24 protein-coding genes and 1 pseudogene are annotated in these 26,332 nt (G+C 40.2%); 15 read left to right on the top strand and 10 right to left on the bottom strand.

Going from position 1 to position 26,332, the window contains the following annotated elements; genetic code table 11:
* Nucleotide 1 precedes the first annotated feature (1 nt).
* The 14 genes from H7N69_RS06090 to H7N69_RS06025 all read left to right on the top strand — a co-directional run bounded on the left by H7N69_RS06090 (nucleotide 2) and on the right by H7N69_RS06025 (nucleotide 15,886).
* Entirely contained in the window at nucleotides 2-988 is a 987-nt protein-coding gene (locus H7N69_RS06090) for a hypothetical protein (RefSeq protein WP_187885129.1), read from the top strand.
* The gene (locus H7N69_RS06085) at nucleotides 985-3,519 is read left to right on the top strand and encodes an NADH-quinone oxidoreductase subunit G (RefSeq protein ID WP_187885114.1); all 2,535 of its coding nucleotides are present in this window, start codon (nucleotides 985-987) and stop codon (nucleotides 3,517-3,519) included. Before H7N69_RS06090 ends, H7N69_RS06085 begins: the two co-directional genes overlap by 4 nt.
* Nucleotides 3,516-4,505, top strand: coding sequence for an NADH-quinone oxidoreductase subunit NuoH (nuoH, locus tag H7N69_RS06080; protein ID WP_001277308.1), 990 nt, complete (start codon nucleotides 3,516-3,518; stop codon nucleotides 4,503-4,505). Before H7N69_RS06085 ends, nuoH begins: the two co-directional genes overlap by 4 nt.
* A 10-nt stretch (nucleotides 4,506-4,515) precedes the next feature.
* Nucleotides 4,516-5,178 carry an NADH-quinone oxidoreductase subunit NuoI gene (gene nuoI, locus H7N69_RS06075; RefSeq protein WP_187885113.1) on the top strand — a complete coding sequence of 221 codons (663 nt, stop codon included), beginning with the start codon at nucleotides 4,516-4,518 and terminating at the stop codon, nucleotides 5,176-5,178.
* The gene (locus H7N69_RS06070; RefSeq protein WP_000464195.1) at nucleotides 5,171-5,719 is read left to right on the top strand and encodes an NADH-quinone oxidoreductase subunit J; all 549 of its coding nucleotides are present in this window, start codon (nucleotides 5,171-5,173) and stop codon (nucleotides 5,717-5,719) included. The genes nuoI and H7N69_RS06070 overlap by 8 nt, the downstream gene beginning before the upstream one ends.
* Entirely contained in the window at nucleotides 5,716-6,018 is a 303-nt protein-coding gene (gene nuoK, locus H7N69_RS06065) for an NADH-quinone oxidoreductase subunit NuoK (protein ID WP_000579759.1), read from the top strand. The genes H7N69_RS06070 and nuoK overlap by 4 nt, the downstream gene beginning before the upstream one ends.
* Nucleotides 6,019-6,020: 2 nt before the next feature.
* Nucleotides 6,021-7,859, top strand: coding sequence for an NADH-quinone oxidoreductase subunit L (nuoL, locus tag H7N69_RS06060; protein ID WP_187885112.1), 1,839 nt, complete (start codon nucleotides 6,021-6,023; stop codon nucleotides 7,857-7,859).
* 3 nt (nucleotides 7,860-7,862) lie between these two features.
* Complete coding sequence (locus H7N69_RS06055; RefSeq protein ID WP_187885111.1) at nucleotides 7,863-9,401, top strand: NADH-quinone oxidoreductase subunit M; 1,539 nt, start codon at nucleotides 7,863-7,865, stop codon at nucleotides 9,399-9,401.
* Nucleotides 9,388-10,866 carry an NADH-quinone oxidoreductase subunit NuoN gene (gene nuoN / locus H7N69_RS06050; RefSeq protein WP_187885110.1) on the top strand — a complete coding sequence of 493 codons (1,479 nt, stop codon included), beginning with the start codon at nucleotides 9,388-9,390 and terminating at the stop codon, nucleotides 10,864-10,866. The genes H7N69_RS06055 and nuoN overlap by 14 nt, the downstream gene beginning before the upstream one ends.
* A complete protein-coding gene (locus H7N69_RS06045; RefSeq protein ID WP_187885109.1) occupies nucleotides 10,856-13,267 on the top strand; it encodes a DUF7494 domain-containing protein in 2,412 nt (803 codons plus the stop codon). Before nuoN ends, H7N69_RS06045 begins: the two co-directional genes overlap by 11 nt.
* A complete protein-coding gene (locus tag H7N69_RS06040) occupies nucleotides 13,268-14,644 on the top strand; it encodes a phosphomannomutase/phosphoglucomutase (protein WP_187885108.1) in 1,377 nt (458 codons plus the stop codon).
* Nucleotides 14,645-14,798: 154 nt separating this feature from the next.
* Nucleotides 14,799-15,218 (top strand): Panacea domain-containing protein, encoded by a 420-nt coding sequence (locus H7N69_RS06035; protein WP_156563715.1) that lies wholly within the window; start codon nucleotides 14,799-14,801, stop codon nucleotides 15,216-15,218.
* Nucleotides 15,215-15,430: a hypothetical protein gene (locus H7N69_RS06030; protein ID WP_079374014.1), complete on the top strand. Its 216-nt coding sequence runs from the start codon at nucleotides 15,215-15,217 to the stop codon at nucleotides 15,428-15,430. Before H7N69_RS06035 ends, H7N69_RS06030 begins: the two co-directional genes overlap by 4 nt.
* 204 nt (nucleotides 15,431-15,634) lie before the next feature.
* Nucleotides 15,635-15,886, top strand: a complete 252-nt coding sequence (locus H7N69_RS06025) for a hypothetical protein (RefSeq protein WP_001873981.1) — start codon at nucleotides 15,635-15,637, stop codon at nucleotides 15,884-15,886.
* Nucleotides 15,887-15,909: 23 nt separating this feature from the next.
* Here H7N69_RS06025 and H7N69_RS06020 read toward each other — a convergent pair.
* The 9 genes and pseudogenes from H7N69_RS06020 to H7N69_RS05980 form a co-directional block, all read right to left on the bottom strand.
* Nucleotides 15,910-16,164 (bottom strand): annotated as a pseudogene (locus H7N69_RS06020) (hypothetical protein); the annotation flags it as partial.
* A 254-nt stretch (nucleotides 16,165-16,418) separates the two neighbouring features.
* Entirely contained in the window at nucleotides 16,419-17,207 is a 789-nt protein-coding gene (gene trpA, locus H7N69_RS06015; RefSeq protein ID WP_187885106.1) for a tryptophan synthase subunit alpha, read from the bottom strand.
* Nucleotides 17,204-18,385 carry a tryptophan synthase subunit beta gene (gene trpB, locus H7N69_RS06010; protein ID WP_187885105.1) on the bottom strand — a complete coding sequence of 394 codons (1,182 nt, stop codon included), beginning with the start codon at nucleotides 18,383-18,385 and terminating at the stop codon, nucleotides 17,204-17,206. Before trpB ends, trpA begins: the two co-directional genes overlap by 4 nt.
* A gap of 1 nt (nucleotide 18,386) precedes the next feature.
* Entirely contained in the window at nucleotides 18,387-19,745 is a 1,359-nt protein-coding gene (gene trpCF, locus H7N69_RS06005) for a bifunctional indole-3-glycerol-phosphate synthase TrpC/phosphoribosylanthranilate isomerase TrpF (protein WP_187885104.1), read from the bottom strand.
* Nucleotides 19,738-20,745, bottom strand: coding sequence for an anthranilate phosphoribosyltransferase (trpD, locus tag H7N69_RS06000; protein ID WP_187885103.1), 1,008 nt, complete (start codon nucleotides 20,743-20,745; stop codon nucleotides 19,738-19,740). Before trpD ends, trpCF begins: the two co-directional genes overlap by 8 nt.
* The gene (locus H7N69_RS05995; protein ID WP_000688281.1) at nucleotides 20,742-21,326 is read right to left on the bottom strand and encodes an aminodeoxychorismate/anthranilate synthase component II; all 585 of its coding nucleotides are present in this window, start codon (nucleotides 21,324-21,326) and stop codon (nucleotides 20,742-20,744) included. The genes trpD and H7N69_RS05995 overlap by 4 nt, the downstream gene beginning before the upstream one ends.
* Nucleotides 21,323-22,825, bottom strand: a complete 1,503-nt coding sequence (gene trpE / locus H7N69_RS05990) for an anthranilate synthase component I (protein WP_187885102.1) — start codon at nucleotides 22,823-22,825, stop codon at nucleotides 21,323-21,325. Before trpE ends, H7N69_RS05995 begins: the two co-directional genes overlap by 4 nt.
* 232 nt (nucleotides 22,826-23,057) lie before the next feature.
* The gene (locus H7N69_RS05985; RefSeq protein WP_187885101.1) at nucleotides 23,058-24,116 is read right to left on the bottom strand and encodes a glycosyltransferase family 9 protein; all 1,059 of its coding nucleotides are present in this window, start codon (nucleotides 24,114-24,116) and stop codon (nucleotides 23,058-23,060) included.
* Nucleotides 24,117-24,183: 67 nt separating this feature from the next.
* Nucleotides 24,184-24,921, bottom strand: coding sequence for a 5'-nucleotidase, lipoprotein e(P4) family (locus H7N69_RS05980; protein ID WP_021172263.1), 738 nt, complete (start codon nucleotides 24,919-24,921; stop codon nucleotides 24,184-24,186).
* A gap of 123 nt (nucleotides 24,922-25,044) precedes the next feature.
* On the opposite strand from H7N69_RS05980, the gene H7N69_RS05975 reads away from it, so the two are divergent.
* The gene (locus tag H7N69_RS05975; protein ID WP_001937818.1) at nucleotides 25,045-25,593 is read left to right on the top strand and encodes a YceI family protein; all 549 of its coding nucleotides are present in this window, start codon (nucleotides 25,045-25,047) and stop codon (nucleotides 25,591-25,593) included.
* A gap of 64 nt (nucleotides 25,594-25,657) precedes the next feature.
* Here the strand turns inward: H7N69_RS05975 and tenA are convergent, their stop codons facing one another.
* Nucleotides 25,658-26,311: a thiaminase II gene (tenA, locus tag H7N69_RS05970; RefSeq protein WP_187885100.1), complete on the bottom strand. Its 654-nt coding sequence runs from the start codon at nucleotides 26,309-26,311 to the stop codon at nucleotides 25,658-25,660.
* Nucleotides 26,312-26,332 lie beyond the last annotated feature (21 nt).

Genomic DNA, 26,332 nt, shown 5'->3' with positions numbered 1-26,332 from the left:
TTTGAGCGGCTTTAACCCCTTAAATTCTCCCTTAATCGCAAACTCTTCAATTAGTTTGAAAGAAGCCTATTGTTTAGAAAAATTATCTCTTCAAAAAGGGTTTAAGATCAATTACAAATTGAGCGAAGATAGCTTAAACCTTTTAGAAAAAAGCGATTTGTGCGTTTTGTTTGGGGGGTTTTCAAACGCTTGTTTGAATGAAAACGAACGATTGATTTTAGGAAGCATCAACCAATCAAAACGCCCCTACGCTCTATTAAGACCCTTACAAGATACAAGAGACTTGCAAGAAAATTGCCTTTTTGCATCGTATGAAATCCACACGGAAGCGGCGATTTTGGCTTTGATTTTAAGGGGCATTTTAGAAAAAACTTCCCAGTTAAAAGGGCATGTTTTAGAAAAGGTTGATGTGGGGTATTTAAGCTCTGAAGCGAACATGAGCGAAGAAGAATTACAAGATCTTATCGCGCTTATTGTTAAAGCAAAAAAAAGGGTGCTTGTTTTAAACAGAGAAATCACTAAGCATGCGGATAGTGCTTTTTTATACACCCTTTTAAGCGGGTTGCAAAATTATCTAGAAATTTTGCATATCCCTTGCAATGATTCAGGTGCAACGGCCGCTTTTTATGATTTTAAAGATCAAGAATGGCTGCTAGAAACAGCCTTTAAAGAGGGCATTTTGCCTTTTGAATCAGAGCTTCAATCAAAAGATTTAGAGCTTTTAGAGCGAATGGGTGAGGCTAACGGCTTGTTTGTCTATGTTTCTTACAAGAGCCTTAAAACCCCCAAATTGTCTTTTTCCAAGCAATTTAAGATCGCTAACAAGATAGAGCATTCTAAAGCGGGGTTTCAAATCTCCAATCAAACGCTAGAATGCGAGTTAGAAGAAAGCCCCCATTTGAAGGGCTTGATTGCGATTTTAGAAGGGGCGTTTTTTGACGCTTACCCTTATATCCCTATTTTATCCCACTCTCAAGGAATTTCATGATCACAATGAATATCAATGGCAAAATAATTGAATGCCAAGAGGGACAAAGCGTTTTAGAGGCCGCTAGGAGCGCTGGGATCTACATCCCTACCATTTGTTATTTAAGCGGTTGCTCGCCCACAGTCGCATGCAAAATGTGCATGGTTGAAATGGATGGCAAACGGGTTTATAGCTGCAACACGAAAGCCAAAAATAACGCCGTTATTCTCACTAACACCCCCGCGCTCATGGATGAAAGAAAAAGCATCATGCAAACTTATGATGTCAACCACCCCCTAGAGTGTGGCGTGTGCGATAAGAGCGGGGAGTGCGAATTGCAAGACATGACGCATTTAACCGGCGTGGAGCACCAACCTTATGCAGTGGCTGATGATTTTAAAGCGCTAGATTCATGGGCAAAAGCCTTGTATGATCCTAATTTGTGCATCATGTGCGAAAGGTGTGTAACCACTTGCAAGGACAATGTGGGCGAAAACAACCTTAAAGCCACTAAAGCCGATTTGCATGCTCCGGATAAATTTAAAGACAGCATGTCCAAAGACGCTTTTAGCGTGTGGAGTCGTAAGCAAAAAGGCATTATTTCTTTTGTGGGCAGTGTGCCTTGTTATGATTGCGGGGAATGCATTGCGGTATGCCCTGTGGGCGCTTTGAGCTATAAAGATTTCGCTTACACGGCTAACGCATGGGAATTAAAAAAGATCCATTCTACTTGTTCGCATTGCTCAGCTGGGTGTTTGATTTCTTATGATGTGCGCCATTTTGATACTCTAGGCGAAGAATCTAAGATTTTTAGAGTGCTTAATGATTTTTACCATAACCCTATTTGTGGGGCAGGCCGTTTCGCTTTTGACGTGAGCTCTAGCCCTAAAGGCAGCACCAATCTTAAAGAAGCCCAAAACGCCCTCAAAGAATGCGAAGCGGTGCGAATAGGTGGGGATATTACGAATGAAGAGGCGTTTTTGATAGAGCGTTTGAGGAAAGAATTGAATTTTAAAATCTACAATCAAGAAGCGTATCATTTCCAGCAATTTTTAAAAGTATTAGGCGAAGTTAAACGCCCCAGCGTTGAAGAGATTAAAACTTCCAATTTGGTCGTTACGATAGGATCTTCTATCAAAACAGAAAACCCTTTAGTGCGCTATGCTATTAATAACGCTCTCAAACTCAATAAAGCTTCTTTGATTGCTATGCACCCTATTAAGGATAACGCGCTAGCGAATTTGTGCCGAAGCTCTTTTTGCATCACCCATGAAGTGGGGGCTGAAGAAATCCTTTTAGGCATGCTTTTAAAAATGCTTAACATTGAAAGCGCAGCTCTAAAAAGCTTAGAAGATTCCAAGCAAAGCATTGTAGATGAAGCGGCTCTTAAAGCCTTAGAAGAAGAGCGAAAAAAAGCTTTAGAACAAGCCAATCAAGGGTGCAGTCTTGAAGAAAGTAAAGCAGAAAATCAAGAAGAGGATAAAATAGAAGCGGCTACCCCAAAAGAAGAAAATCAAGAAGAAAACAAGACAGAGGTTAAAGAAGAAAAAATTGAAGTCCCTACCAAAACCACTTATTTGTTGCTTGAAGAAGCGGGCATCAATTTAGAAACTTATGAAAAAATTCTCGCTCTTTTGCAAAAATCAAATAACACCTTGCTGGTGGTTGGCGAAGAAATTTATAGCCACAAACAAGCCCACAATATCGCTAAAATGTTGCGTTTATTAGCCCAAAAAAGCGCTGTTAAACTCATTCTTATCCCCCCAAGTGCGAACGCTTTAGGCATCGCTTCTATTTGTCAATTGAGCGAAGAAGTTTTTGAACATGAAAAAATCGTAGGCATTCGCGCTCAAGGGGATTTCACTATCAATAGCGACGATAGGGTTTTTGGGAAAGACGCTGTCAGTAAAGTGGATTTTATTTTGCCCAGTCTCAACCAGCTAGAAGGCACGATCACCAATGTTGAAGGGCGTGTGTTGCCCTTAAAACCGGCTTTGAGGTTTGAGGGCTATGACTTGAGCGATATTATGCAAGGCTTTGGCTTTGTGGAAGAAAACCTCACAGAATGCACCCACAAACTCCCTACAGAAGCGGGCTTTAAAGCCATAGAATTTGATTATTTAACCAACTATTTCACTAACGACAGGGTCAATCACAGAGGCTATCTGCTAGGAGCAAGCCATTTTGAAAAAAGCGCTAAAGAATGCGAAACCATAGAATGCGAGCCTATCAAGCCTTTAAAAGAAAAAATCGCTTTCAACGCGTATTTAAAATACCCAGAAACGCAATTCAATAACGCTACCCATAAAAGCGAGAATTTGCAATTAAAAGCCGGTGTCTATGTGTCTAAAGCTTTCTTAAAAAAATTGAATAAAGAAGTGGGGCAAAACATCACTTTATTTAAAGAAGAAGAGGAATTAACAGGCGTTTTGTATCTTGATGAGAGCTTGGATCAAGAGGTGTTTGTCATTTCGCCTTCTCTTTTGACAAACCATTCTAACTTTTTTAGAGAGAGCGTGTTTGATAGCGTGGATTTAAAGGAGCAAGCATGAGCGCTTATATCATTGAAACCCTGATTAAAATTTTGATTTTAGTCGCTGTTTTTTCGGCTTTAGGAGGCTTTGCCACTTATATTGAAAGGAAAGTGTTAGCCTATTTCCAACGCCGTTTAGGGCCTTGTTATGTGGGGCCTTTTGGACTCTTGCAAGTCGCAGCAGACGGCATTAAGCTTTTCACCAAAGAAGACATTATCCCCCAAGGCGCGAATAAGTTCATTTTCACGCTAGCGCCCATTATTGCGATGGTGAGCGCGTTTGTGTCCATGGCACCCATACCCTTTTTCCCTAATTTCACTCTGTTTGGCTATGAGATCAAGCCCCTTATTTCTGACATTAACATTGGCTTTTTGTTTTTCTTAGCCGTGGGTTCGGCAGGGATTTATGCACCTATTTTAGCCGGGCTTGCCTCTAATAACAAATACTCCTTAATTGGCTCCGCGAGAGCGACGATCCAACTGCTCAGCTTTGAAGTGGTCAGCACTTTAACCATTCTAGCCCCCTTAATGGTGGTAGGATCGCTCTCTTTAGTGGAAATCAATCATTACCAAAGCGGTGGGTTTTTAGACTGGCTTGTGTTTAAGCAACCTCTAGCGTTTGTTTTGTTTTTGATCGCAAGCTACGCTGAATTGAATCGAACCCCCTTTGACTTGTTAGAGCATGAAGCCGAGATCGTGGCGGGGTATTGCACCGAATACAGCGGCTTGAAATGGGGCATGTTCTTTTTAGCGGAATACGCGCATTTATTCGCTTTTTCTTTTGTGATTTCTATTGTGTTTTTTGGCGGGTTTAACGCGTGGGGCTTTATCCCTGGAGGCATAGCGATTTTGATTAAAGCGGGCTTTTTTGTCTTTTTATCCATGTGGGTTAGAGCGACTTATCCGCATGTGCGCCCAGACCAACTGATGGATATGTGCTGGAAAATCATGCTGCCTTTAGCGTTATTGAATATCGTGCTAACAGGCATTATCATTTTAATTTAAAGGAGGTTTTATGGCCAAACAAGAATACAAGCAACTTCCTAAACGATCCGAAGTCCATAGTGCGACCGAGCAGTTTAAAGACACCATTAAAACGAGCTTGGGTTTGGATCTATTCAAAGGGCTAGGGCTTACGATCAAGGAATTTTTTAGCTCAAGCGTAACCATCCATTACCCTATGGAGCAACTCCCTTTAAGCCCTCGTTATCGCGCGGTACATCATTTGCAACGGCTTTTAGACTCAGGCTCTGAAAGGTGTATAGGTTGTGGGCTGTGCGAAAAGATTTGCACGAGCAATTGCATAAGGATCATCACGCATAAGGGCGAAGACAACCGCAAAAAGATCGATTCTTACACGATCAATTTGGGGCGTTGCATTTATTGCGGGTTGTGTGCGGAAGTTTGCCCAGAATTAGCGATTGTTATGGGGAACCGGTTTGAAAACGCCAGCACCCAACGCTCCCAATACGGCTCTAAAAGCGAGTTTCTAACGAACGAACAAGACGCTAAAAACTGCTCGCATGCCGAATTTTTAGGCTTTGGTGCGGTAAGCCCTAATTACAATGAACGCATGCAAGCCACCCCTTTAGATTATGTTCAAGAGCCCTCAAAAGAAGAATCTCAAGAAAAAACTCCAACAAACCCAGAAAGCCATAAGGGAGATGAAAATGTTTGAAACCATTGCCTTTTATTTCTTTGCGATCCTTACTTTAAGCATGGCGTTAGTGGTGATCACCACCACGAATATTCTCTATGCCATTACCGCTCTCGCTAGCAGCATGGTTTTTATTTCCGCTTTTTTCTTTTTACTAGACGCTGAGTTTTTGGGCGTGGTGCAAATCACGGTGTATGTGGGCGCGGTCATTGTGATGTATGCGTTTGGCATGATGTTTTTCAACTCCGCTGCAGAAGTCATTGAACGCAAGCAAAGCCCTAAAATCTTGTGTGTGCTTTCATTTGGCGTGGCGCTATTGCTCACCTTGATTTTAAGCGCTCCTAGCATTGGCGAAAACCTTTCTAATCAAGTCAATTCTAACGCTATTGATGCGCAAATCCCCAACATTAAAGCGATTGGTTATGTGCTTTTTACCAATTACCTCATCCCTTTTGAAGCAGCGGCTTTAATGCTTTTAGTCGCTATGGTTGGAGGCATCGCTACAGGGATTCAAAAAATCCATGGGAAAAATCACACGCAATTTATAAAGGAATCTCTATGATAGGGTTAAACCACTATTTGATTGTTTCAGGGTTGCTCTTTTGCATTGGTTTAGCGGGCATGCTGAAACGCAAAAACATTCTGTTACTCTTTTTTTCTACAGAGATCATGCTCAATGCGATCAATATCGGTTTTGTAGCGATCTCTAAATACACGCACAATTTAGACGGGCAGATGTTCGCGCTCTTTATTATCGCTATTGCCGCTAGTGAGGTGGCTATTGGTTTGGGCTTGGTGATTTTGTGGTTTAAAAAATACAAGAGCTTAGACATTGATTCTTTAAACGCTATGAAAGGTTGAGCATGCAGTATTCTTCTTTGCTGTCAGTGGTGTTGTTTTTGCCTTTAATCGGTGCGATTTATGCGGGGCTTTTTGGGGCTAAAGCTAAAGCGTTGCATGTGGGCGTTTTCAATTCTTTGTGCGTGCTGGTTTCTTTCATTGGTGCGGTGATTCTTTTCATTCAAGCATGGCATCATCAAAGCTATGAAAAATATTTATTTGACTGGATCGTGGTAGGGAATTTTAAAGTCGGCTTTTCCCTCATGCTGGACAATATCAATGCAGTCATGATTGTCGTGGTCACTTTAGTTTCTTTCTTAGTGCATGTGTATTCTATAGGCTATATGGAGCATGATACAGGGTTTAACCGCTATTTTTCCTACCTCAGCGGCTTTGTGTTTTCCATGCTGGTGTTGGTGTTGAGCGATAATTTTTTAGGGCTTTTCATTGGTTGGGAAGGGGTGGGGCTATGCTCTTACTTGCTCATTGGCTTTTGGTATCATAAAACAAGCGCGAATAACGCTTCCATTGAAGCCTTTGTGATGAATCGGATCACGGATTTAGGCATGCTCATGGGGATTATTTTGATCTTTTGGAATTTTGGCACTCTTCAGTATAAAGAAGTCTTTAGCACACTTAATAACGCCGATTATTCCATGCTCTTTTTCATCAGCGTGTTTCTTTTCATTGGCGCTATGGGGAAGAGCGCTCAATTCCCTATGCACACATGGTTAGCCAACGCTATGGAGGGGCCTACCCCTGTATCCGCACTCATCCATGCAGCGACGATGGTAACCGCTGGGGTGTATCTGGTCATTAGAGCCAATCCCTTGTATAGCGCGGTGTTTGAAGTGGGTTATTTCATCGCATGTTTAGGGGCGTTTGTGGCTCTTTTTGGAGCGAGCATGGCTTTAGTCAATAAGGATTTAAAACGCATTGTGGCTTATTCCACGCTTTCTCAATTAGGCTATATGTTTGTAGCAGCCGGTCTTGGGGCTTATGCGATCGCGCTTTTCCACCTCTTTACGCATGCGTTTTTCAAATCCCTCCTTTTCTTAGGCTCAGGGAATGTCATGCATGCGATGGAAGACAATCTAGATATTACTAAAATGGGCGCTTTATACAAGCCTATGAAAATCACAGCGATCTTTATGATTATAGGTTCAGTGGCTTTGTGCGGGATCTACCCTTTCGCAGGATACTTTTCTAAAGACAAAATTTTAGAAGTGGCTTTTGGGATGCACCACCACATTTTATGGTTTATACTTTTAGTTGGGGCGATCTTTACCGCTTTTTATAGCTTCAGGCTCATCATGCTGGTGTTTTTTGCGCCCAAACAGCACGAAATCAACCACCCCCATGAGGCTCAAAATTTCATGCTTTTAAGCATGCTGCCGTTAGGGGTTTTAGCGGTCATTGCCGGGTTTTTTGAAGAGCCGTTTTTTCATTTTATTTCTCAAGTGATCCCTAGCGTTGGAGAGTATCTAGTCCCGCTCGCTCTTTTAATCAGTATCACCACCATAGTGGTGTTATTGAGTATCGCTTATGCCATATTTAAATATAAAAATGGTATCACTTCCAAAAAAGAGGGGGGCTTTTTATACAAGCTCTTGCTCAACCAATACTATATCCCGCAACTCTATCAAGGGATTGCAAAAGTTTTTAGCGCTGTCGCTTCATTCTTGCACCAGGTCGTGGAATTAAGGATCATTGATGCGATAGTGGATACCATAGGAAGAAGCGTTTTTGTTATAGGGCGTGTGTTTAGAATCAGTCAAGACGGGAATTTAACCTCCATGCTGCGCTTCATGGTGGCTGGGGTTTTAGTCTTGTTAGCGTTTGTAGCTTTTTTTGGGAGATAAACAATGCAGTTTTTACATGCGCATCTTTTAAGTGTGGTGATCTTTTTCCCCATGCTGAGCGCGCTATTAGCGTTCTTTATGAGCGATCAAGCGAGCAGGGCGTATGCGATTGTCATCGCTTTGATTGAATTGTTATTAATCTTGTTGTTGTGGCATGGGTTTGATATTCAAACAGCCGGCATGCAGTTTGAAGAAATGAAAGAATTAGTCTATCAAATTGGCGTGAATTACCATGTGGGCGTTGATGGCATCGCGCTCTTTTTGCTGCTCTTAAACGCTATCGTGGTGTTATTGTCCGTGATTTATGTCAAAGAGCGTCGTAAAGACTTTGCGATTTGTTTGTTGTTGTTAGAGGGGATTTTGATGGGCGTGTTTTCTTCTCTTAATATGATCTTTTTCTACGCTTTTTGGGAAATCTCGCTCTTGCCGGTCTTATACCTCATCGGTCGTTTTGGTCGTAACCATAAAATCTATTCTGGCATGAAGTTTTTCCTCTACACCTTTTTAGCGTCATTATGCATGCTCTTAGGCATTTTATACATTGGGTATTACTACGCTAGCAATTACGGCATGATGAGTTTTGATATTTTAGATTGGTATCAATTGAACTTTTCTAGCAAGATTAAAACCTGGCTCTTTGTGGCTTTTTTAATAGGGATTGCGGTTAAAATCCCGCTCTTTCCCTTACACACATGGTTGCCTTATGCGTATTCTAACGCCCCTACTTTAGGCTCTGTCATGCTTTCGGCCTTGCTTTCTAAAATGGGGACTTACGCCTTATTACGCTTCTTGCTCCCGCTTTTTCCTGAGCTTTCAGAAATCTATTTAACCCCTATAGCCATTGTGGCGCTATGCATGATCATTTATGGAGGTTTTCTAGCCTACGCTCAAAAAGATTTAAAAACCCTCATCGCTTATAGCTCGTTCTCGCACATGGGAGTCGTGGTGCTTGGGGTTTTTTCTTTCAATGTTGAGGGGGTTTCAGGGGCGGTGTTTATGATGTTTGCACATGGTGTTATCGTCATGGGATTATTCTTGCTCGCTGGCATCTTAGAAGAGCGCGCCAGCAGTTTAGAAATCGCTCGCTTTGGATCGATCGCTAAAAGCGCTCCTGTTTTTGCAGCCTTTTTTATGATCGTTTTAATGGCGAATGTGGGCATGCCTTTAAGCATTGGTTTTGTGGGAGAGTTTTTAAGCTTGTTAGGGTTTTTTGCCACTTATCCTCTTTTGGCTATCATTGCCGGGACAAGCATCATTCTATCAGCGGTTTACATGCTCACTTCATATAAAGATGTCTTCTTTGGTAATTTGAAAGCCGGGAACAATCAAATCAGCGTGTTTGAAGATTTAAACGCTCGTGAGGTAGGGGTTTTAAGCGTGATTTTAGCTTTGATTTTGATTTTAGGGATTTATCCTAAAGTGCTTTTAAAACCGATTGAGCAAGGCTCTAAGCAGCTTTTAGAAGTGATAGAAATCCGCTCGCTCCCTTTTTTAGGTTCATTGGACACTAAGATAAAAGAGGTCTCTTATGTTAATAGATAGTCTCCATGTCTCTTTTGATAGCTTTAATTTTGAGAGCGTTTTACCCATGCTGGTGTTGGTGTGTGGGGGGATTTTCACGCTCTTAATCAACGCTTTCACTTCCAGGTTTTCACGCAATTTGAATGTGTTTTTATGCATGCTCTTTTTGGTTTTGGATTTTTTGGTGGTTTTAGGATTAGAAGAGCAAGAAAACGCCTTTTTTGGGTTTTTGAGTTTGGATACCCTCTCGCTCATCTCTCAAAGCATTGTCTTGATTTCAGCCTTTTTTCTCATTTTCTTAGCCCTTTCAAAAGAACGCTTCAACGAATTTCAAACCGCTGAATTTTATTCCTTATACTTGTTTATTGTCGCTGGCTTTCAGTTCATGGTTTCAAGCAACCATTTATTGTTAATCCTTATTGGGTTAGAGACAGCGTCCTTGCCCCTTTGTGTGTTAATGGCGTTAAGCGATAAACGCTACGGCTTAGAAGCAGGGATCAAGTATTTCACCATGGGGGCGATGGCGAGCGCGTTTTTTGCTATGGGGGCTATGGCTTTTTACTTGCTCACAGGGAGCTTGAATCTTGAAGTCATTACCCTATACTTGCACACTGAGGGCGTTACAAACCCCATGCTCTTTGCGATGGGCGCTATTTTTTTGATTGGAGCGATTGGCTTTAAGGTTTCTTTAGTGCCTTTCCATACCTGGATGCCTGATGTGTATGAGGGCAATAACCCAGTCTTTGCGAGCTATATTTCCATTGTGCCTAAAATCGCTGGCTTTGTGGTAGCGACTCGCCTTTTTGGGGCGTTTATAGACACCCGCATCGCTTGGGTAGAAGACATTTTTTATGTTTTGATTCTTATGACTATCACCATCCCTAATTTTATTGCTTTATGGCAAGAAGATGTCAAAAGAATGCTCGCTTATAGTTCCATTTCGCATTCTGGGTTCGCTTTAGCGTGTGTGTTTATCCACACTGAAGATAGCCAACAAGCGATGTTTGTTTATTGGTTCATGTTCGCCTTCACTTACATTGGGGCTTTTGGCCTTTTATGGCTCTTAAAAAGCCGGGAAAAAACATGGGATGAACGCTACGATCACCCTTATTCCAAATTCAACGGCCTTATCAAAACCCACCCTTTAGTGGCGATCTTGGGCGCTATTTTTGTTTTTGGGCTTGCAGGAATCCCGCCTTTTAGCGTGTTTTGGGGGAAATTTTTAGCCGTTGAAAGTGCGTTAGAGAGCAATCACATTCTTTTAGCGGTGGTGATGTTAGTTAATAGCGCGGTGGCTGCGTTTTATTATTTCCGTTGGCTCGTGGCGATGTTTTTCAATAAGCCCCTACAAACCCAAAGCTACGCTCAAAGCGATATTTACACCCAAAACGCTACCATGCCCATTTATGCGGTCATTATTGCCATGGCGTTAGCGTGCTTGTTCTCTGTTTTTATGATGCGAGGGCTTTTAGAGTTTGTGGCTTAAGTCAAAAATCTTTCTTTTAATGGGCGTGAGTTTGCTCTCCCATTCTCTCAACGCCTTAAGTCTCACGCTCACGCAAGGCAAGGAAGAAGGAGAAGATTTTTCTGTTTTAACCTTACGGCACAACAAAGCGTTTTCTTGTTTTTATGCCAATGAAAAACCGCCAAGCGGGATTGAAGCGTCTTTATCCATTATACGCGCTAAACGCCCCATAGAATGCGTGATAGACTCTATCCCTAAGGAGGGCTTTACCCCTTTAGAAAACGCTTTTTTCCATATCACCTATTCTATGCGCCAACAACAATTCATTTTACACATCAAACCCAAAGTGATGCGAAGACTCACCCTTTTTTCTTTTGATAGGGATTATAAAAAAGCGATCCCCCTTTTTGTGGAAAACGATCCTAAAGCCAAAATGTGGCAAATCATAGGCTATGATCAAAATATCCCTTTTTTGAGCGAAAAAGACAACGCTCAAAAAGGCTTGAATTTCCCCATTGTCATTAAAGACGCTCAAACCCCTATCATTCAAGAACTAGATGTGAATAACAAACCCCTACTCACCACAAAGGGCTATGACTTAAACGCTTATTTAGAGGCTAAAAAACAAATGGATTCGCAAGCCTATTTTGACGCTTTACGAACGATTAGTCGCGCGTTTAAAAACTACCCTCAAACGATGTTTAAAAAAGATTTGTATTTATTAGAAATTATCGCATTAGGCCAATTAGGCATTAAAAAATCCTTACTCATAGATATTGGCACCAAGTGGATTAAAAATTACCCGACTGATCCTAATATCCCTGAAGCGCTATACTATGTCGCCAAAGCTTTAGATGAAAACAACAATTACAAACAGGCCATGCGCTATTACAAACGCATTCTTTTAGAATACAAAAATTCCCGCTACGCTCCTTTAGCCCAAATGCGTTTAGCCATTGAAGCGGCTGAAGGCTCTGATTTGAGCAACGCTAACATGCTTTTTAAAGAAGCTTTTTCTAACGCCAAAGACAAAGAGAGCGCGAGTGAAATCGCTCTTAATTGGGCTGAAGTGGAAATAAACTATCAAAACTTTAATAACGCTAAATACCTCATTGATAAGGTGGTTCAATCCAACCCTGATTATATTTCTCAACACAGCGAATCAGCCCTAGACTTGCTCAAGTTATTGAAAAAAAACCAGATGAATGCAAGTGCGATTGAGATCGCTCACTTGCTCCTTAATCAAGACGATGACTTGAAAGCTAAAGAGCAAGCGCTCTATGATTTAGGGGCGTTGTATGCAAGGATCAAGGATTTTAAAAACGCCCACCTTTACAATCTGCAATATTTGCAAGACCATGCGGAATTGGAGCGGGCTTCTGTCGTTAGAGCGCGCGATGAAAAAGCCCTTTTTTCCATGGAAGGGAACACGCAAGAAAAAATCGCCCACTACGATAAAATCATTCAAAATTTCCCTAATTCTAATGAAGCCCAAAAAGCTTTAGAGTTGAAAGCCCAACTCTTGTTTGAAAATAAGCGCTATGCTGAAGTTTTAGGCATGCAAAAAGATTTGCCCAAAGATTCTCCCTTGATCCAAAAAACGCTCAATGTCCTTGCTAAAACCCCATTAGAGAACCATCGTTGTGAAGAAGCTTTAAAATACTTATCCCAAATCACCGCCTTTGAATTCAGCCCCAAAGAAGAAATCCAAGCCTTTGATTGCTTGTATTTCGCATCGCTCAAAGAAAAAGCGCAAATTATTGCCCTAAACGCTTTAAAAGCGGCTAAAACCCCTAGCGAGAAATTGGTATGGCTTTATCGTTTGGGGCGTAATTACTACCGCTTAGGGGATTTTAAAAATTCCACTCTGGCCTCTAAAGACGCCTTGATCCTCGCTCAAAGCTTGAATAAAAAAGAATTTTATGATATTGCTTTTGTTTTATTTTCAGATTACATGCAAAACAATGAAAAAGGATTGGCCCTCAATTTGTATGCGTTTTTAGAAAAGCATTTCAAAGACGATAAACGCATGGCGTTGGTTTATTTTAAATTGCTAGAGAATGAAAAAGACCCTAAAAGCGTCAAAATTTATGCCACAAGCTTACTCAAACTCCAAGACACTTATAAGGATTATTCTTACACGCCCTTTGGCGAATTCGCTCTCATTGACGCTTACAGAACCACCAAAGATTATTCAAAAGCGTTAGAAGCACTAGACAAGCTCTTAAACCGCAAGCTTTCTTTAGAAGATCACCAAAAAGCCTTATACTTGCAATCCAGCTTACTGGATTTAACCAATCAAAAAGCAAAATCCAAAGCCAGTTTAGAAAAATGCGTTCAATTAAAACAAAAAGATCAAACAAACGCATGGCAAAATTTATGCGAACAGGGTTTAAATTTATTCAAAAACAAGGAGTCATGAATGGACATTAGCATTTTTAGAGAATACGACATTAGGGGCATTTACCCCACCACTTTAGATGAAAATACGGCTTTTAGTATCGGCGTGGAGTTGGGGAAAATCATGCGAGAATGCGATAAAAGCGTGTTTGTAGGGCATGACGCAAGGGTGCATGGGCGCTTTTTGTTTGAAGCTTTGAGCGCGGGGCTGCAATCAAGCGGCTTGAAAGTGTATGATTTAGGGCTAATCCCCACACCGGTAGCGTATTTTGCGGCCTTTAATGAAATAGACAATATCCAATGCCCTAATTCCATCATGATCACTGGCTCTCACAACCCCAAAGAATACAACGGCTTTAAAATCACGCTCAATCAAAACCCGTTTTATGGCAAGGACATTCAAGCTTTAAAAGACACGCTTTTAAACGCCAAGCATGAAATAAAACCCCTAAAAGAAACACCAAAGAAAACCAATGCCCTAGAAGCGTATCACCGCTATTTGATCAAGGATTTTGAGCATTTAAAAAACCTTAAATACAAAATCGCCCTGGATTTTGGTAATGGCGTGGGAGCGTTAGGCTTAGAGCCTATTTTAAAGGCTTTAAACATTGATTTTAGCAGCCTTTATAGCGATCCTGATGGGAATTTTCCTAACCACCACCCAGATCCTAGCGAAGCGAAAAACTTAAAAGATTTAGAAAAACACATGCAAGAAAACGCTATTTCTATAGGCTTTGCTTTTGATGGCGATGCGGACAGGATTGCGATGTTAAGCTCTCATCATGTTTATGCGGGCGATGAATTAGCGATTTTATTCGCTAAACGCTTGCATGCTCAAGGCATCACCCCCTTTGTGATCGGCGAAGTCAAATGCTCTCAAGTGATGTATAACACGATTAACGCTTTTGGTAAGACGCTCATGTATAAAACCGGGCATAGCAATTTAAAAATCAAACTCAAAGAAACCCATGCGCATTTTGCGGCTGAAATGAGCGGGCATATCTTTTTTAAAGAGCGCTATTTTGGCTATGATGACGCTCTTTATGCATGCTTAAGGGCTTTAGAATTATTGCTTGAACAAACCCCAAGCGATTTGGAAAACACCATTAAAAACCTCCCCTATTCCTACACCACGCCTGAAGAAAAAATCGCCGTGAGCGAAGAAGAAAAATTTGAAATCATTCATAACCTGCAAGAAGCGCTTAAAAACCCACCAAGCCATTTCCCTAAAATCAAAGAAATCATCAGCATTGATGGCGTGAGAGTGGTTTTTGAACATGGTTTTGGGCTTATTCGCGCAAGCAACACCACTCCGTATTTAGTCAGCCGCTTTGAAGGCAAAGATGAAACAACGGCGTTAGAATATAAAAGAGCGTTGCTCAATTTGTTAGAGAAGTAATAGAATTCTCTTTTTGCATAGCCATTGCACAAAACAACAAAAATTCATGATGTTAGAGTCATTAACTAAAATTAGTTATATTTGTGGAATCAGTAGTTACATGATAACCACATAAAGGGAGCAGAGTCATGAAATATTAGACGCAGCAAAAATTTTGATCAATTTAAGTTTAGATAATCAAAAACCTATAACTAACCTAAAATTGCAAAAAATGCTATATATTGCTCAGGCAGAAAGCGATTCTAAACTCATTAAAGAAGATTTTCAAGCTTGGGATTATGGGCCTGTTATTCCTGATGTTTATCGTAATTTTTGTATCAATGGATCAACCCCAATCACTAAAAGAGAGGAAATACCGAATAATATAGATAGAGAAAAAGAAAAAGAACTTGCTAAAATCTACAATCAGTATAAGGATGCAGATGCTTGGAATATGGTTAGAGCAACCCATCAAAAAGAAAGTGCATGGTCTAAGCATCATGTGAAAGGTATGAGAAAAGTTATAAAAAGGGATGATATTAAAGCAGATAAAGAATTATTACAAGAAGCATTACTTCCTAAGAATAAACCATGAAAGATAGCTTAGAAAAATTTCTCCGTGCTATTGGGGGGCTAATAGAAGATGATGCTAACATAAAAGAAACATTAGGGCAGATCGCAGAACACTACAAAAATTCTACAGAATTAGAGCTAGATTTTGAAGATATAGTGGTTAAAATAGACACAGAAATGAGTACACTAGGTTATGCGAAAAAAGTCCCTTTTGTTGTGGCTTTAATTGAATAATCCAGTATCTTGATAAAGAAGCAATAGATGTTGGAAAGAAAATGGAGCTTCAAATCGACAGAATAAAAAGCCAAGATGAGGCCATAAAAAACCTTAAAGAAGAAATTATATAGCATAACAAACCAAACCAGCACCATAAAGGGGCAAACTGACAACACAAAAAAAGATTTTGTTGCTATTCTTGGGATCTTTGCTACTATCTTTATGGCATTTGATAGCGGGCTTAAAATTAATTTGGCTATTTTTGATAAGAAAGGGCTAGATGGTTTAATTGCCTTATGCTTATTCATGTTCGCATCGTTTTTCACTCTCATTTTGTTACACTCTCTCTATCGTTTTGTAAAAGATATTGCAAACAGCAATCAAAATTTCAATAAAACTAACTCAAAAGAATATGCGGTCTCCATTGTTTTGCTTATCGTAATTTTTATTACAGTGGCAGTGGTTGGGGTATAAAGACCTATAAGAATTAAACCCGCTCATAAGAATTTTTGATACACCAACACCACCGATTTAGGTGTAGAGCTAAGGCTAAAAAAATGATCTGTAGCTTCATTGAGCGAGCCAGAAAAGAGCGTTTTTAAACGCAAGTTTTTTAAAGGGTATTTGAGGTTTTTAGAAGTGAATTGGGCTTTAAGATCCAAGCTAAAAAGCGAGATTTGTTCCCCTTTAAAACTAGGTAAAGCAAAAGGGGTTTCCAACACCCTAAAAAGACCGTAATCGCTTACGGATTGGTATGTGTGAAACCGCCCCTTGTTAAAGCAAAGGGCTTCCTAACTAGAACACTCTAATAAAAATCAGTCTTTTTTATTATCAAAATACCTGCGATTTTAGCCGCTATCAACCACACTACAAGGCTACTTTTATATTGTTGTTAGGCTTATGGCAGTATTTTCTACGCTAACGCCATAATAACGCACATGCAATAAAGCTTGATGATTGTTAATCTATAATCTTTAATTTTTTGATGTAACAAAGCCTAAAAGCCTTAAAAAATCATTCCTCCTATAAAACCTTTAATTTTTTCTAGCATGGCGTTTTCATTGTTTAAATTTTCTTCTATGATTTTGACTAACGCTGAGCCGCAAATCACGCCATCAGCACCCATGCCTTTAGCGTTTTTGATGTGTTCTTTTTTGGAAATGCCAAAGCCTAGTAATGCGGGGGTGGGGCTAAAAGTTTTTAGGGTTTTGATGATCGCGCTTGCATCGTTCTCTAGAGCATGGCTTATCCCTGTAACCCCACTCCTGGCTAAAGTGTAGATATAGCCTTGCGAATGCGTAGCGACTTGTTCTAAATCTTTACTGCTCGCATTAGGGCTAGCGATAAAGATTTGTTTGATTTGGTGTTTTTGAGCGGATTTGATGACTAATTCTTTTTCTATTAGGGGCATATCCGCTATTAAAACGCTATCCACGCCGCATTCTTTGATTTGAGCGTAAAAGCCATCAACGCCATAAGAAAAAATGAGATTCGCATACGCTAAAAGCCCTATGGGAATATTGTGGTTGTAACCTCTAATCTTTTTTAAAAGCTGGAAATTTTTAGCCATGCTAGCGTATTTTAACGCTCTTAAATGGCTCGCTTGTATGGTAACGCCATCCGCTACAGGGTCTGAGAAAGCAAACCCCAATTCTAAAGCGTTCACCCCGCTAGCAATTAGGGTTTTAATGATTTCAAAACTCCATTCATAGTTAGGATCGCCCAAGGTTACAAACGGGATAAACGCCATTTTTTTGTGTTTTTTTAAGGTTTCAAACATGTTTTGATACCTCATTTTAAATCTCCTTTTAAAGCGTTATAAACGGTGCTTAAATCCTTATCTCCCCGACCGCTTAAATTCACTACAATAATGCTTTCTTCTTCGCATTTTTGAGCGAGTTTTAAAGCATACGCTAAAGCGTGTGAGCTTTCTAGCGCCGGGATAATGCCTTCTTTTTGGCACAACAAACTAAAGGCTTCTAGCGCTTCAGTATCGCTTGCGCTTTCATAAGTCGCACGCCCAATCTCTTTTAAATAGCTGTGTTCTGGCCCCACTCCTGGATAATCAAGCCCGGCGCTAATGCTATGGCTTTCTGCAATCTGACCTTCATCATCTTGTAAAAGATAGGTTTTATTCCCATGCAAAATCCCCACACGCCCCTTATTCAAAGTCGCCCCATGCTTATTGGTTTCTAGCCCTAAACCGGCTGGCTCTACGCCTATGAGTTTAACCTCTTTGTCGTTTAAAAACGCACTGAATATCCCTATGGCGTTAGACCCCCCTCCAACGCATGCGATCACATAATCAGGCAAGCGGTTTTCTTTTTCTAAAATTTGGCTTTTAACCTCATCGCCTATCATTTTTTGAAAGGTTTTAACCATCGTAGGGTAAGGGTGCGGCCCGGCGGCTGTGCCTAGCAAATAATGCGTGTCCTTGTAACTGCTCGCCCAATCTCTTAAGGCTTCATTCACAGCGTCTTTAAGCGTCGCGCTCCCTGAATTAACCTCTCTCACTTCAGCGCCTAATAAGTGCATTCTAAAAACATTCATTTCCTGGCGCTTGATGTCTTTAGATCCCATAAAAATCACGCATTTTAAGTTCAATAATGCGCAAGCGATAGCCGTCGCCACGCCATGCTGACCGGCGCCTGTTTCAGCGATGATTCTTGTTTTACCCATTTTTTTCGCTAAAAGGGCTTGCCCTAAGGCTTGATTAGTCTTATGCGCCCCGCCATGGATTAAATCCTCTCGTTTTAAATAAAGCTTGACTTTAGGGTTAGAAACGATATTTTGACACAAGGTTAAAGGGCTAGGACGGCCCACAAAATCCTTTAAAAGACGAAAATATTCTTTTTGGAATTTTTCATCTTTCAAACACGCATCAAACGCCTGTTCTAACTCTCTTAATGCAGGCACTAACAATTCTGAAACAAAACTCCCTCCAAACTCCCCAAAATACGCTTTTTGATTCATTTTAATACTCTCTTAAAATTCGGGCTAATCGCTTGATTTTATCCTTATTTTTAATCCCAGGGCTTATTTCTAAACCGGAATTGAAATCCAAACCCAACGCTTTAATTTTCAAGGCTTTTTGAATATTATCCAAATTAAGCCCCCCAGCTAGCATGAAAGGCGTTTTGGCGTTTTCTAAAATACCCCAATCAAAACTCACGCCATTGCCTCCCATTTTATCCCCCTTAGTGTCGTATAAGATTAGAGAGGCTTCTTGAATTTTAGGTGCTAAATCTTTAGCGCTCATCACGCTTATTACTTGCCAGATCGCACAAGTTTTAGGGAGCGATTTTTTTAATTGAGCGATTTCTTTTTGCGAATAGCCATAAAGCTGCACCGCTTTTAAATCAAGCTTTTTAGCGATTTTTTGAATTTTTTTAATTTTATCTTTCACAAACACGCCCACAAAATCCAGTTTTTTAACCGCTTTTGTGATCCTTAAGGCTTCTTTAGGCTTGATGTATCGGGGCGAAGATTTTTCAAAAATCAAACCCCCATAAATGAAATGGTTTTTATAAACGGCTTTGGCGTCTTTAATCCTTGTAAGCCCGCACACTTTATTTTCGCCTAGGATCAATTTAATACACGCTTTTTTCAAATCCTTTTCTTTCATTAAAGAGCTGCCCACTAAAAAGCCATTCACATAAGGGGCTAGGGCTTTGATTTGCGCATGCGAATGAATGCCGGACTCACTCACCACGAGCGCGTCTTTAGGCAAGAGAGAGCGCAATTTGAGCGTGTTGTTAATGTCGGTTGTCAGGGTGTGCAAATCCCTGTTATTGATGCCTATAATGTCGTATTGGAGTTTGAGCAAGCGCTTGATTTCTTGCTTATTGGAAACTTCAGTCAGCGCGCTCATGTTTAAGGATTTAGCGAGGTTGAAAAGCTCTAAATAATTTTTATCATCTAACGCGCTTAACATTAAAAGCACCGCATTAGCCCCCATCATTCTAGCGAGTTTGATTTGAAAAGCATCAATGATAAAATCTTTACACAAAACAGGCTTGGTGGAATGCTGCGAAACGATCTTAATGTTTTTATAAGAGCCTAAAAAATATTTAGAATCAGCTAAAACTGAAACGCAAGAGGCGAATTTTTCATAAGTCTTGGCTATTTTTAACAGATCAAAATCTTTTCTGATCAAACCTTTAGAGGGCGATGCTTTTTTGCATTCTAAAATAAAGCTTGTCTTTTTTTCTAGTAACGCTTTTTTAAAATCCCTGTCGCTTGGGGTTATGTTTGCGGGCAAGGTGTGATTTTTTTTGAGTGCAGAAACTTCTAAGAGCTTGTCTTTAAGGATGTTTTCTAACACGCTAGGCATGGCTTAGCCTTATGATTTTTTGCAAATGCGTATAAGGCGCTTTGGTTTTTAAATGCTCTAAAGTCATGCCCACGCCCTCTTTTAAATCTTTAGCCTTATGGCTTAAATACAACAAACTCGCCACATTCGCCACAACCACCATCGTGTGCGAATTTTTGCCTTTATTTTCTAAAATATCTAAACACGCTTGAACGCTTTCTTTGGCGTTTTTAATCTGCAATTCTTTCAAATCATAGGGGGGTAAATCAAAATCTTTAGTGCTCAAGTCATACTCTAAAATTTCGTTATTTTTCAATTCACACGCATGCGTAATGTCGTGCAACACGATTTCATCTGTGCCTCCTCCATTAACCACCATCGCCCTTTTAACGCCTAAAGCCTTCAATGCTAGCGCCATAGTCTTACACAAGGATTTGTCATACACGCCTAAAAGCTGGATTTTTGGCCTTAAGGGGTTGATTAAAGGCCCTAAGCAATTGAAAATCGTTTTAGTGAAAAGCTCTTTTCTTAAAGAGGCGGATTTTTTAAAACTTTGGTGGTATAAAGGCGCGAATAAAAACCCAAAATGCGTTTGTTTGAAACAATTTTCTAATTGCATGGGGTTCATTTCAATATTCACGCCCAAATTTTCCAACAAATCCGCACTCCCGCTATGACTGGACACGCTCCTTGATCCGTGTTTGGCCATAGATAACCCCATAGAGCTGGCAATGAGCGCAGCAATCGTGCTAATATTGATCGTTTTTAACCCATCGCCCCCTGTGCCGCAATTGTCTATTAAATCCACGCCACTATTAAAAGGCTTAGGGGCATGCTCTAAAAGCGTGGTTGCAGCGACGCTAATCTCCTTAAAGCTCTCGCCCTTGATTTTTAAAGCGCACAAAATGGCCCCAAGTTGCACGTGGCTTACTTTTTCGTGGACAATAAGAGTGAATAACTTCTTGACTTCTTCATCGTTCAAGTCTTTTTGATGATAAAGAGCGTTTAAAATCTCTTTCATAATAACCCTTCTAAAAACCCCACGCTTTGCTCTAACAACGCCCTCCCTTGTAAAGTCATGATGCTTTCAGGGTGGAATTGATAGGCTAAAATTTTATCTTCCTCATTGATAATGGCCATAGGGATATTGTCATGCTCGGCGATCACTTCTAAATTTTTAGGCAACCCGCTTGCCATTAAAGAATGGTAACGCCCCACCACCATGCTCTCCCCTAAGCCTTTAAAAACGGCATGCTTTTTGAGCGCGATAGTCGTCGCTTTGCCATGCACGATTTCTTTACTCCTTATGATTTTAGCCCCATAGCTTTGCGCTAAAGCTTGTAAGCCTAAACAAACCCCTAAAATGGGGAATTTCTTTTTAGCCATTTCAATGATTTTTAAAAGATTGCCTGAATTGCTAGGATTACCTGGCCCGGGTGAAATGAACAATAAGGGGGTTTTTGATTCTTTTTTCATTAAATCCATAAGGTAATCAGGCTCAATATCGTTTTGATAAACAGCCACTTCATAACCCAAACACTCTAATTCATACACCAAATTATAAGAGAAAGAATCAAAATTATCTATAAAAAAGATTTTCATAAGCTTGTTTTCCTGATCGCATCAATAAGGGCTTGCGCTTTGGCTCTTGTTTCATTCGCTTCGTTTTGCGGCACGCTGTCTAACACGATACCGGCTCCTGCTTGGATCAGCGCCCTATTGTTTTTAACAAAACATGAACGGATAGTGATGCAAGAATCCATAGAACCCTCGCTATTTAAATACCCCACGCTCCCCCCATAAGAGCCTCTCCTTTGCTTTTCTAGTTGGTAAATGAGCCTGATCGCAGAGATTTTAGGTGCTCCGCTGAGCGTGCCGGCGTTCATAAAACTCCTGTAAGCATGCAAACTATCGCACCCTTTTTTCAATTCCCCCACAACCCTTGAGACTAAATGCATGACATTGGAATACTTATCCACTTTTAAAAGCTTGTCGCAATAGCGTTTTTTTGAAACCCTAGCCATGTCGTTTCTGGCTAAATCCACTAGCATGATGTGTTCAGCCCTTTCTTTATAGTCGTGTTGCAAATCAAATTCCATTTTACTATCCAAATCGTCATCAATATTCCCTTGCTTGTCCTTACCCCTTAAACGAGTGCCAGCAATGGGATAAATCTCAGCCGTATTCGTTAAGGCGTTGTATTTTAAAGCGCTCTCAGGGCTTGCCCCAAAAAGGATAAAATCGCTGTCTTTGATATAGAACATATAGGGGCTAGGGTTAGTTAGTTTTAAATGATAATACGCGCTCAAACCCTCCAAGCACTCCATATAAAAACTGCGCGACAACACCGCTTGAAAAATCTCGCCCTTTTTGATTTCTTCTTGTAAGAATAACACCTTTTTTTCAAACTCGCTATCGCCGCAACTAGCGCTAACTCCTGTGCTTTGCTTAGCTTTTTTAGGGATAAAGTCGCTTTTGATGTTTTTAGCCAATTCTTTTAAATCCTGTAACTCTTGGGCTATCTCTGTTTTAAAGCGTTCATCAAAACACGCCCCCAAGATTTCAGCGCTTTTTTCTTTATGATCTATGATAATCAAATTTTGCGCGACATAAAAAATAAAGTCATTTGCGGTGTTGTCGTTTGCTTTTAAGTGGGGCAAATCTTCAAAAAAATTGAGCATTTCAAAAGAAAAAACGCCCGCGCTAAAGAGCGTAAAAGGGTGTTTGGGTTTTGTTTTAACGCTTTTAAAAAGCCCCCTTAAAGCGTCAAAAGGGCTAGGCTCAAAGAGTTTTAAAAACTCATCTTGGATTTTTTTATCTTTGGTATAAATTAAGGTTAGGGTATTGTCCTGTATAGGCGTTTTGAAAAACGCGCTCAATGTTTGTAAAAACGCCCCGCCATTAGGCGTTAGGCTAGTGATGGTTACGATATTGTGGTTGCAAACCAGCTTCAAACAAGCCTTAGCCATTAAAAGGGATTTGGTGTGCACTTTGCTCTCAATCTCAGCGCTTTCAAAAAGCAAAGTGTGCCGTTGCTCTAACTTTTCATAAAGAGCTAGGGGGTAAGGAATGTAAGGGGCTTTTTCTATCAGGCTAATCATCAATTTCTTCACGCTAAAAATAAACTCGTATTCTACAAGAAATAGATAAATGAACGCAAAATCTTATTATAAGCCTAGTTGGTGCGAGAGCTAATCTAGCTTAAATTCAAGTTGAATCCCTCAAGGTTCAATTTATGAGGAAATTAGAAATTTTAATGAGAATGCGAAAAACCGCTTCAATCCGATTAAATTTTTGAGCGTTTTAAGATCGCTTGCGTAATGTTTGTTGCGGTTATCTTTCTTGCGCGTGATGAGAAAGATTTTTTGTGATAAATCCCACAATCTTTTCGCTTTCTTTTTGAATGTCAATCAAACCCATGTCGTTTGAGCCATTAGGCGGGGTGATGCCTAAAAATTGTTCGTTGAAAGGCCGCCATCTGGCAATAGAGGCGGTGAGTTCGTTAGGGTAAAACCCGATAGATTGGTTGTCAAATAAAGCGTTCACATGCAAAGGGCCTGAAGCGTTCCCAATATAGACGCTTAAATTCGCGCACAATTTGGCTAAATCCACTAAACTATGGCTCGTATCATAGAGGTGAGCGAAAGGGACTTCTTTAAGGAGTTCTTCTGTGGCTTTTCTCTCGCCTGGCCCGCAAATAAGAATGATCTCACAACTTAATTTTTCATGCAAGATTGCAATCAACTCAATGAAATGCGAAGCGGGCAATACGGGCGAACTGCCTCCGCTATGCATATGCACGCCAATCCACAATAGATCAACATTAGCGTTGAGTTTTGAAGCGATGATGGATCGCTCTTTGGATTTGTCTTTAAGCTTCCATGCGATTTTTTTAATTTGAGCGTTAGGGAGATCGTAGTCTTTACAAAACGCATGGATTAAGTCCAAATTGTATTCGTATTCGGTTTTTAAACACAGCGATCGGTTTTGGCGCACGCTCTTTTGATAAAACCAAGAATAGATTTTAGTCTTTGGGGCTAGGATATAAGGGATGGATTTTCTCAAACTGAAAGCGAGTCTGGAGTTTTTAAAATTAGAAAATAAAAAGATAAGAGCGTCAATGGATTTACTTTTGAGAGTAGCGCTCAAATGGTTGCCTTCTATGATGACTTCATCGATGAAAGGGAATTCTAAAGCGATTGGGGTGGTATAGCTAGGCACAACCACGCCCAAATACACTTCCTTGCCTTTTTCTAAAAAAGCATGCTTGAGAGCGATTAAAGCGGGTATGGCTAAAATAAAATCGCCTAACTTGTCGTTACGGATCACAAAAACTTTTTGAGAGTTTTCTTTATCTTTGCATTTTAAATCTTCAAACCCTACAAAATCCATGACTCCGCCTAAGAGATCAAATTTTTTGTCATGTTAGCAAAAATCGTTCTTATGCGATGGATAAATTTTATTTTTTATTTTGCCATGCTTTTATAGGCTCATCTTCCCATGTGCCATAGAGAGAATTAGGTAAAATGATCCACTCTGTGCCGAATTTTTGAGCGTTTTGCAAGACTTTAGCTCGTTGTTCTTGGCTGTTTTTAGCGTCTTTAGCAAAAATGGCGTCAAAATCATGCAAAGTGTCACCCACTTGTAAAACAATCTCATAATCCTTAGCGACTAACTCCCGCCTAACGGCTTTAGGCTTGCCTTTTTCTTTCAATAAAACGGATTCTTCACTCACTTGGGGGAGCTTAAAGCTTTTGAGCGTTTTTAAAGTGAATGCCTTATTTTTTTGGGTGCGGTTAGAAATGTAAAAAATCTTAACGCCCTTAGAATTAGCGTATTCTAAAAAGTCTAGCGCTCCAGGAATGAGCGAAAGAGAGCCTTCTTTTTCAAATTTATCCCAAGTTTCTGGGGTGTATTTAATGCAGTTTTTGACTAAATAGCCCGCATAATCAAAAGTGTTCAAAACGGTTTCATCTAAATCCAAGATGACGGCTGGCTTTTTGTCTTTAACGAGCTTGAGATTATTGTCTAGGGCCATTTTTGCCATTTTGTAACTTTGCAATTGCAAGGCTCTGATCTCAGCGCTTTGCTGATGATACTTAACGCTTCTTGTTATCGGCGAAACGCACTCTTTAGCGTCTAACACACTCATCAAACTCAATCCTAATAAAACCGATGCAAGGGTCTTTTCTATCATAACAACACCTACCTAATGGGGATTTTTTGTATTATACCTTAAAACAGACGATTAGGAGTATTTTACCATTAACCAATTTGTTGTATAGTTGGCGTTTTTAATTCGAAATGAAGCGAGGAAACAATGAAAAAAGCGTTAATGTTCACTCTTTTGGGCGTTAGTCTGGCGTTTGCAAAACCTTACACGATTGATAAAGCAAACTCTAGTGTGTGGTTTGAGGTTAAACACTTCAAATTCAATGAAACAAGAGGCGTGTTTGATAGTTTTGATGGCAAAATTGATGCCGATCCTAATACCAAGGCTCTCAATGTTTTTGAGGGTAAAATTGATATTAAAAGCATTAACACTAGGAACAAAAAAAGAGATGACCACTTAAGGACAGCAGAGTTTTTTGATGCCATGAAATACCCCAAAGGGAGCTTTAAAATGACCAAATATGAAGATGGTAAAATCCATGGGGATTTGACCCTTCATGGCGTAACCAAACCTGTCGTATTGGAAGCCAAGATCCAAGCCCCTTTACAAAACCCCATGAACAAAAAAGAATTCATGGTGTTACAAGCTGAAGGCAAAATCAACCGCAAGGATTTTGGTATCGGCAAAACATTTAACGATGCTGTCGTTGGAGATGAGGTAAAAGTTGAGCTCAAACTAGAAGCTTACGCCCAATAATCGTTTTGCAAGAGATAGATATTTTCGTCTCTTGCGTTTTTCTAACGGCACAAAAACCTTTATTTTAACTTCGATACGCCATATCCCAAAACTGGTACTCGTATTCGCTTGTAGCGATAAAAATCTCCTTTAATTTTTCAATTTCTTGTTTTGAAGAAGCGAGGGTGAGAGAATCAAGCAAATTAATGTTCCAAGTTACACACGCTTGAAATTCTTTGGAACTATAGCCCTTAATCCAATGCCCATAAAAGGCATGTTCTAAAGCGTTTGGGATTTGGCTTAAATTTTGCGCGATCACTAAATAGCTCCAACCACAAGATAGAACAGCCGCCGCAACTTCTTTGATAGAGCCCTTAAACCCTTCAGCGAGCATGTAGCTTGTATAGGATTTATTCGCTAGAGTGGGGCGCGCGTTTTGCAATTCTTTTTGAGTGATTTGAAGTTCTCTAATGTAATGGTTATGGATACTCATCTCGTTATTTAAAATGTCTTGTATAGCGTTAGAAAACTCCCTCATCACCGCTTCATCACAAGCCTTAACTACGCCTAGAGCAAACACCTTAGCGTATTCTAAAAGGAACAAATAATCTTGAATGATATAAAAACGGAATTTATCTCTTTCTAAAGTCCCATGCCCAATGCCTTGAACAAACGGATGGGAAATACAATCCCCCCAAATAGATCGTGCGTTTTCATACAGATATTGTGAAACTTGCATTTTTACACTCCTAAATCCAAT

Source organism: Helicobacter pylori, from assembly GCF_014497725.1.
GTDB lineage: Bacteria > Campylobacterota > Campylobacteria > Campylobacterales > Helicobacteraceae > Helicobacter > Helicobacter pylori_DE.
Note: the sequence above shows the minus strand (reverse complement) of the source record. Positions and strands in the feature narration are given on the sequence as shown.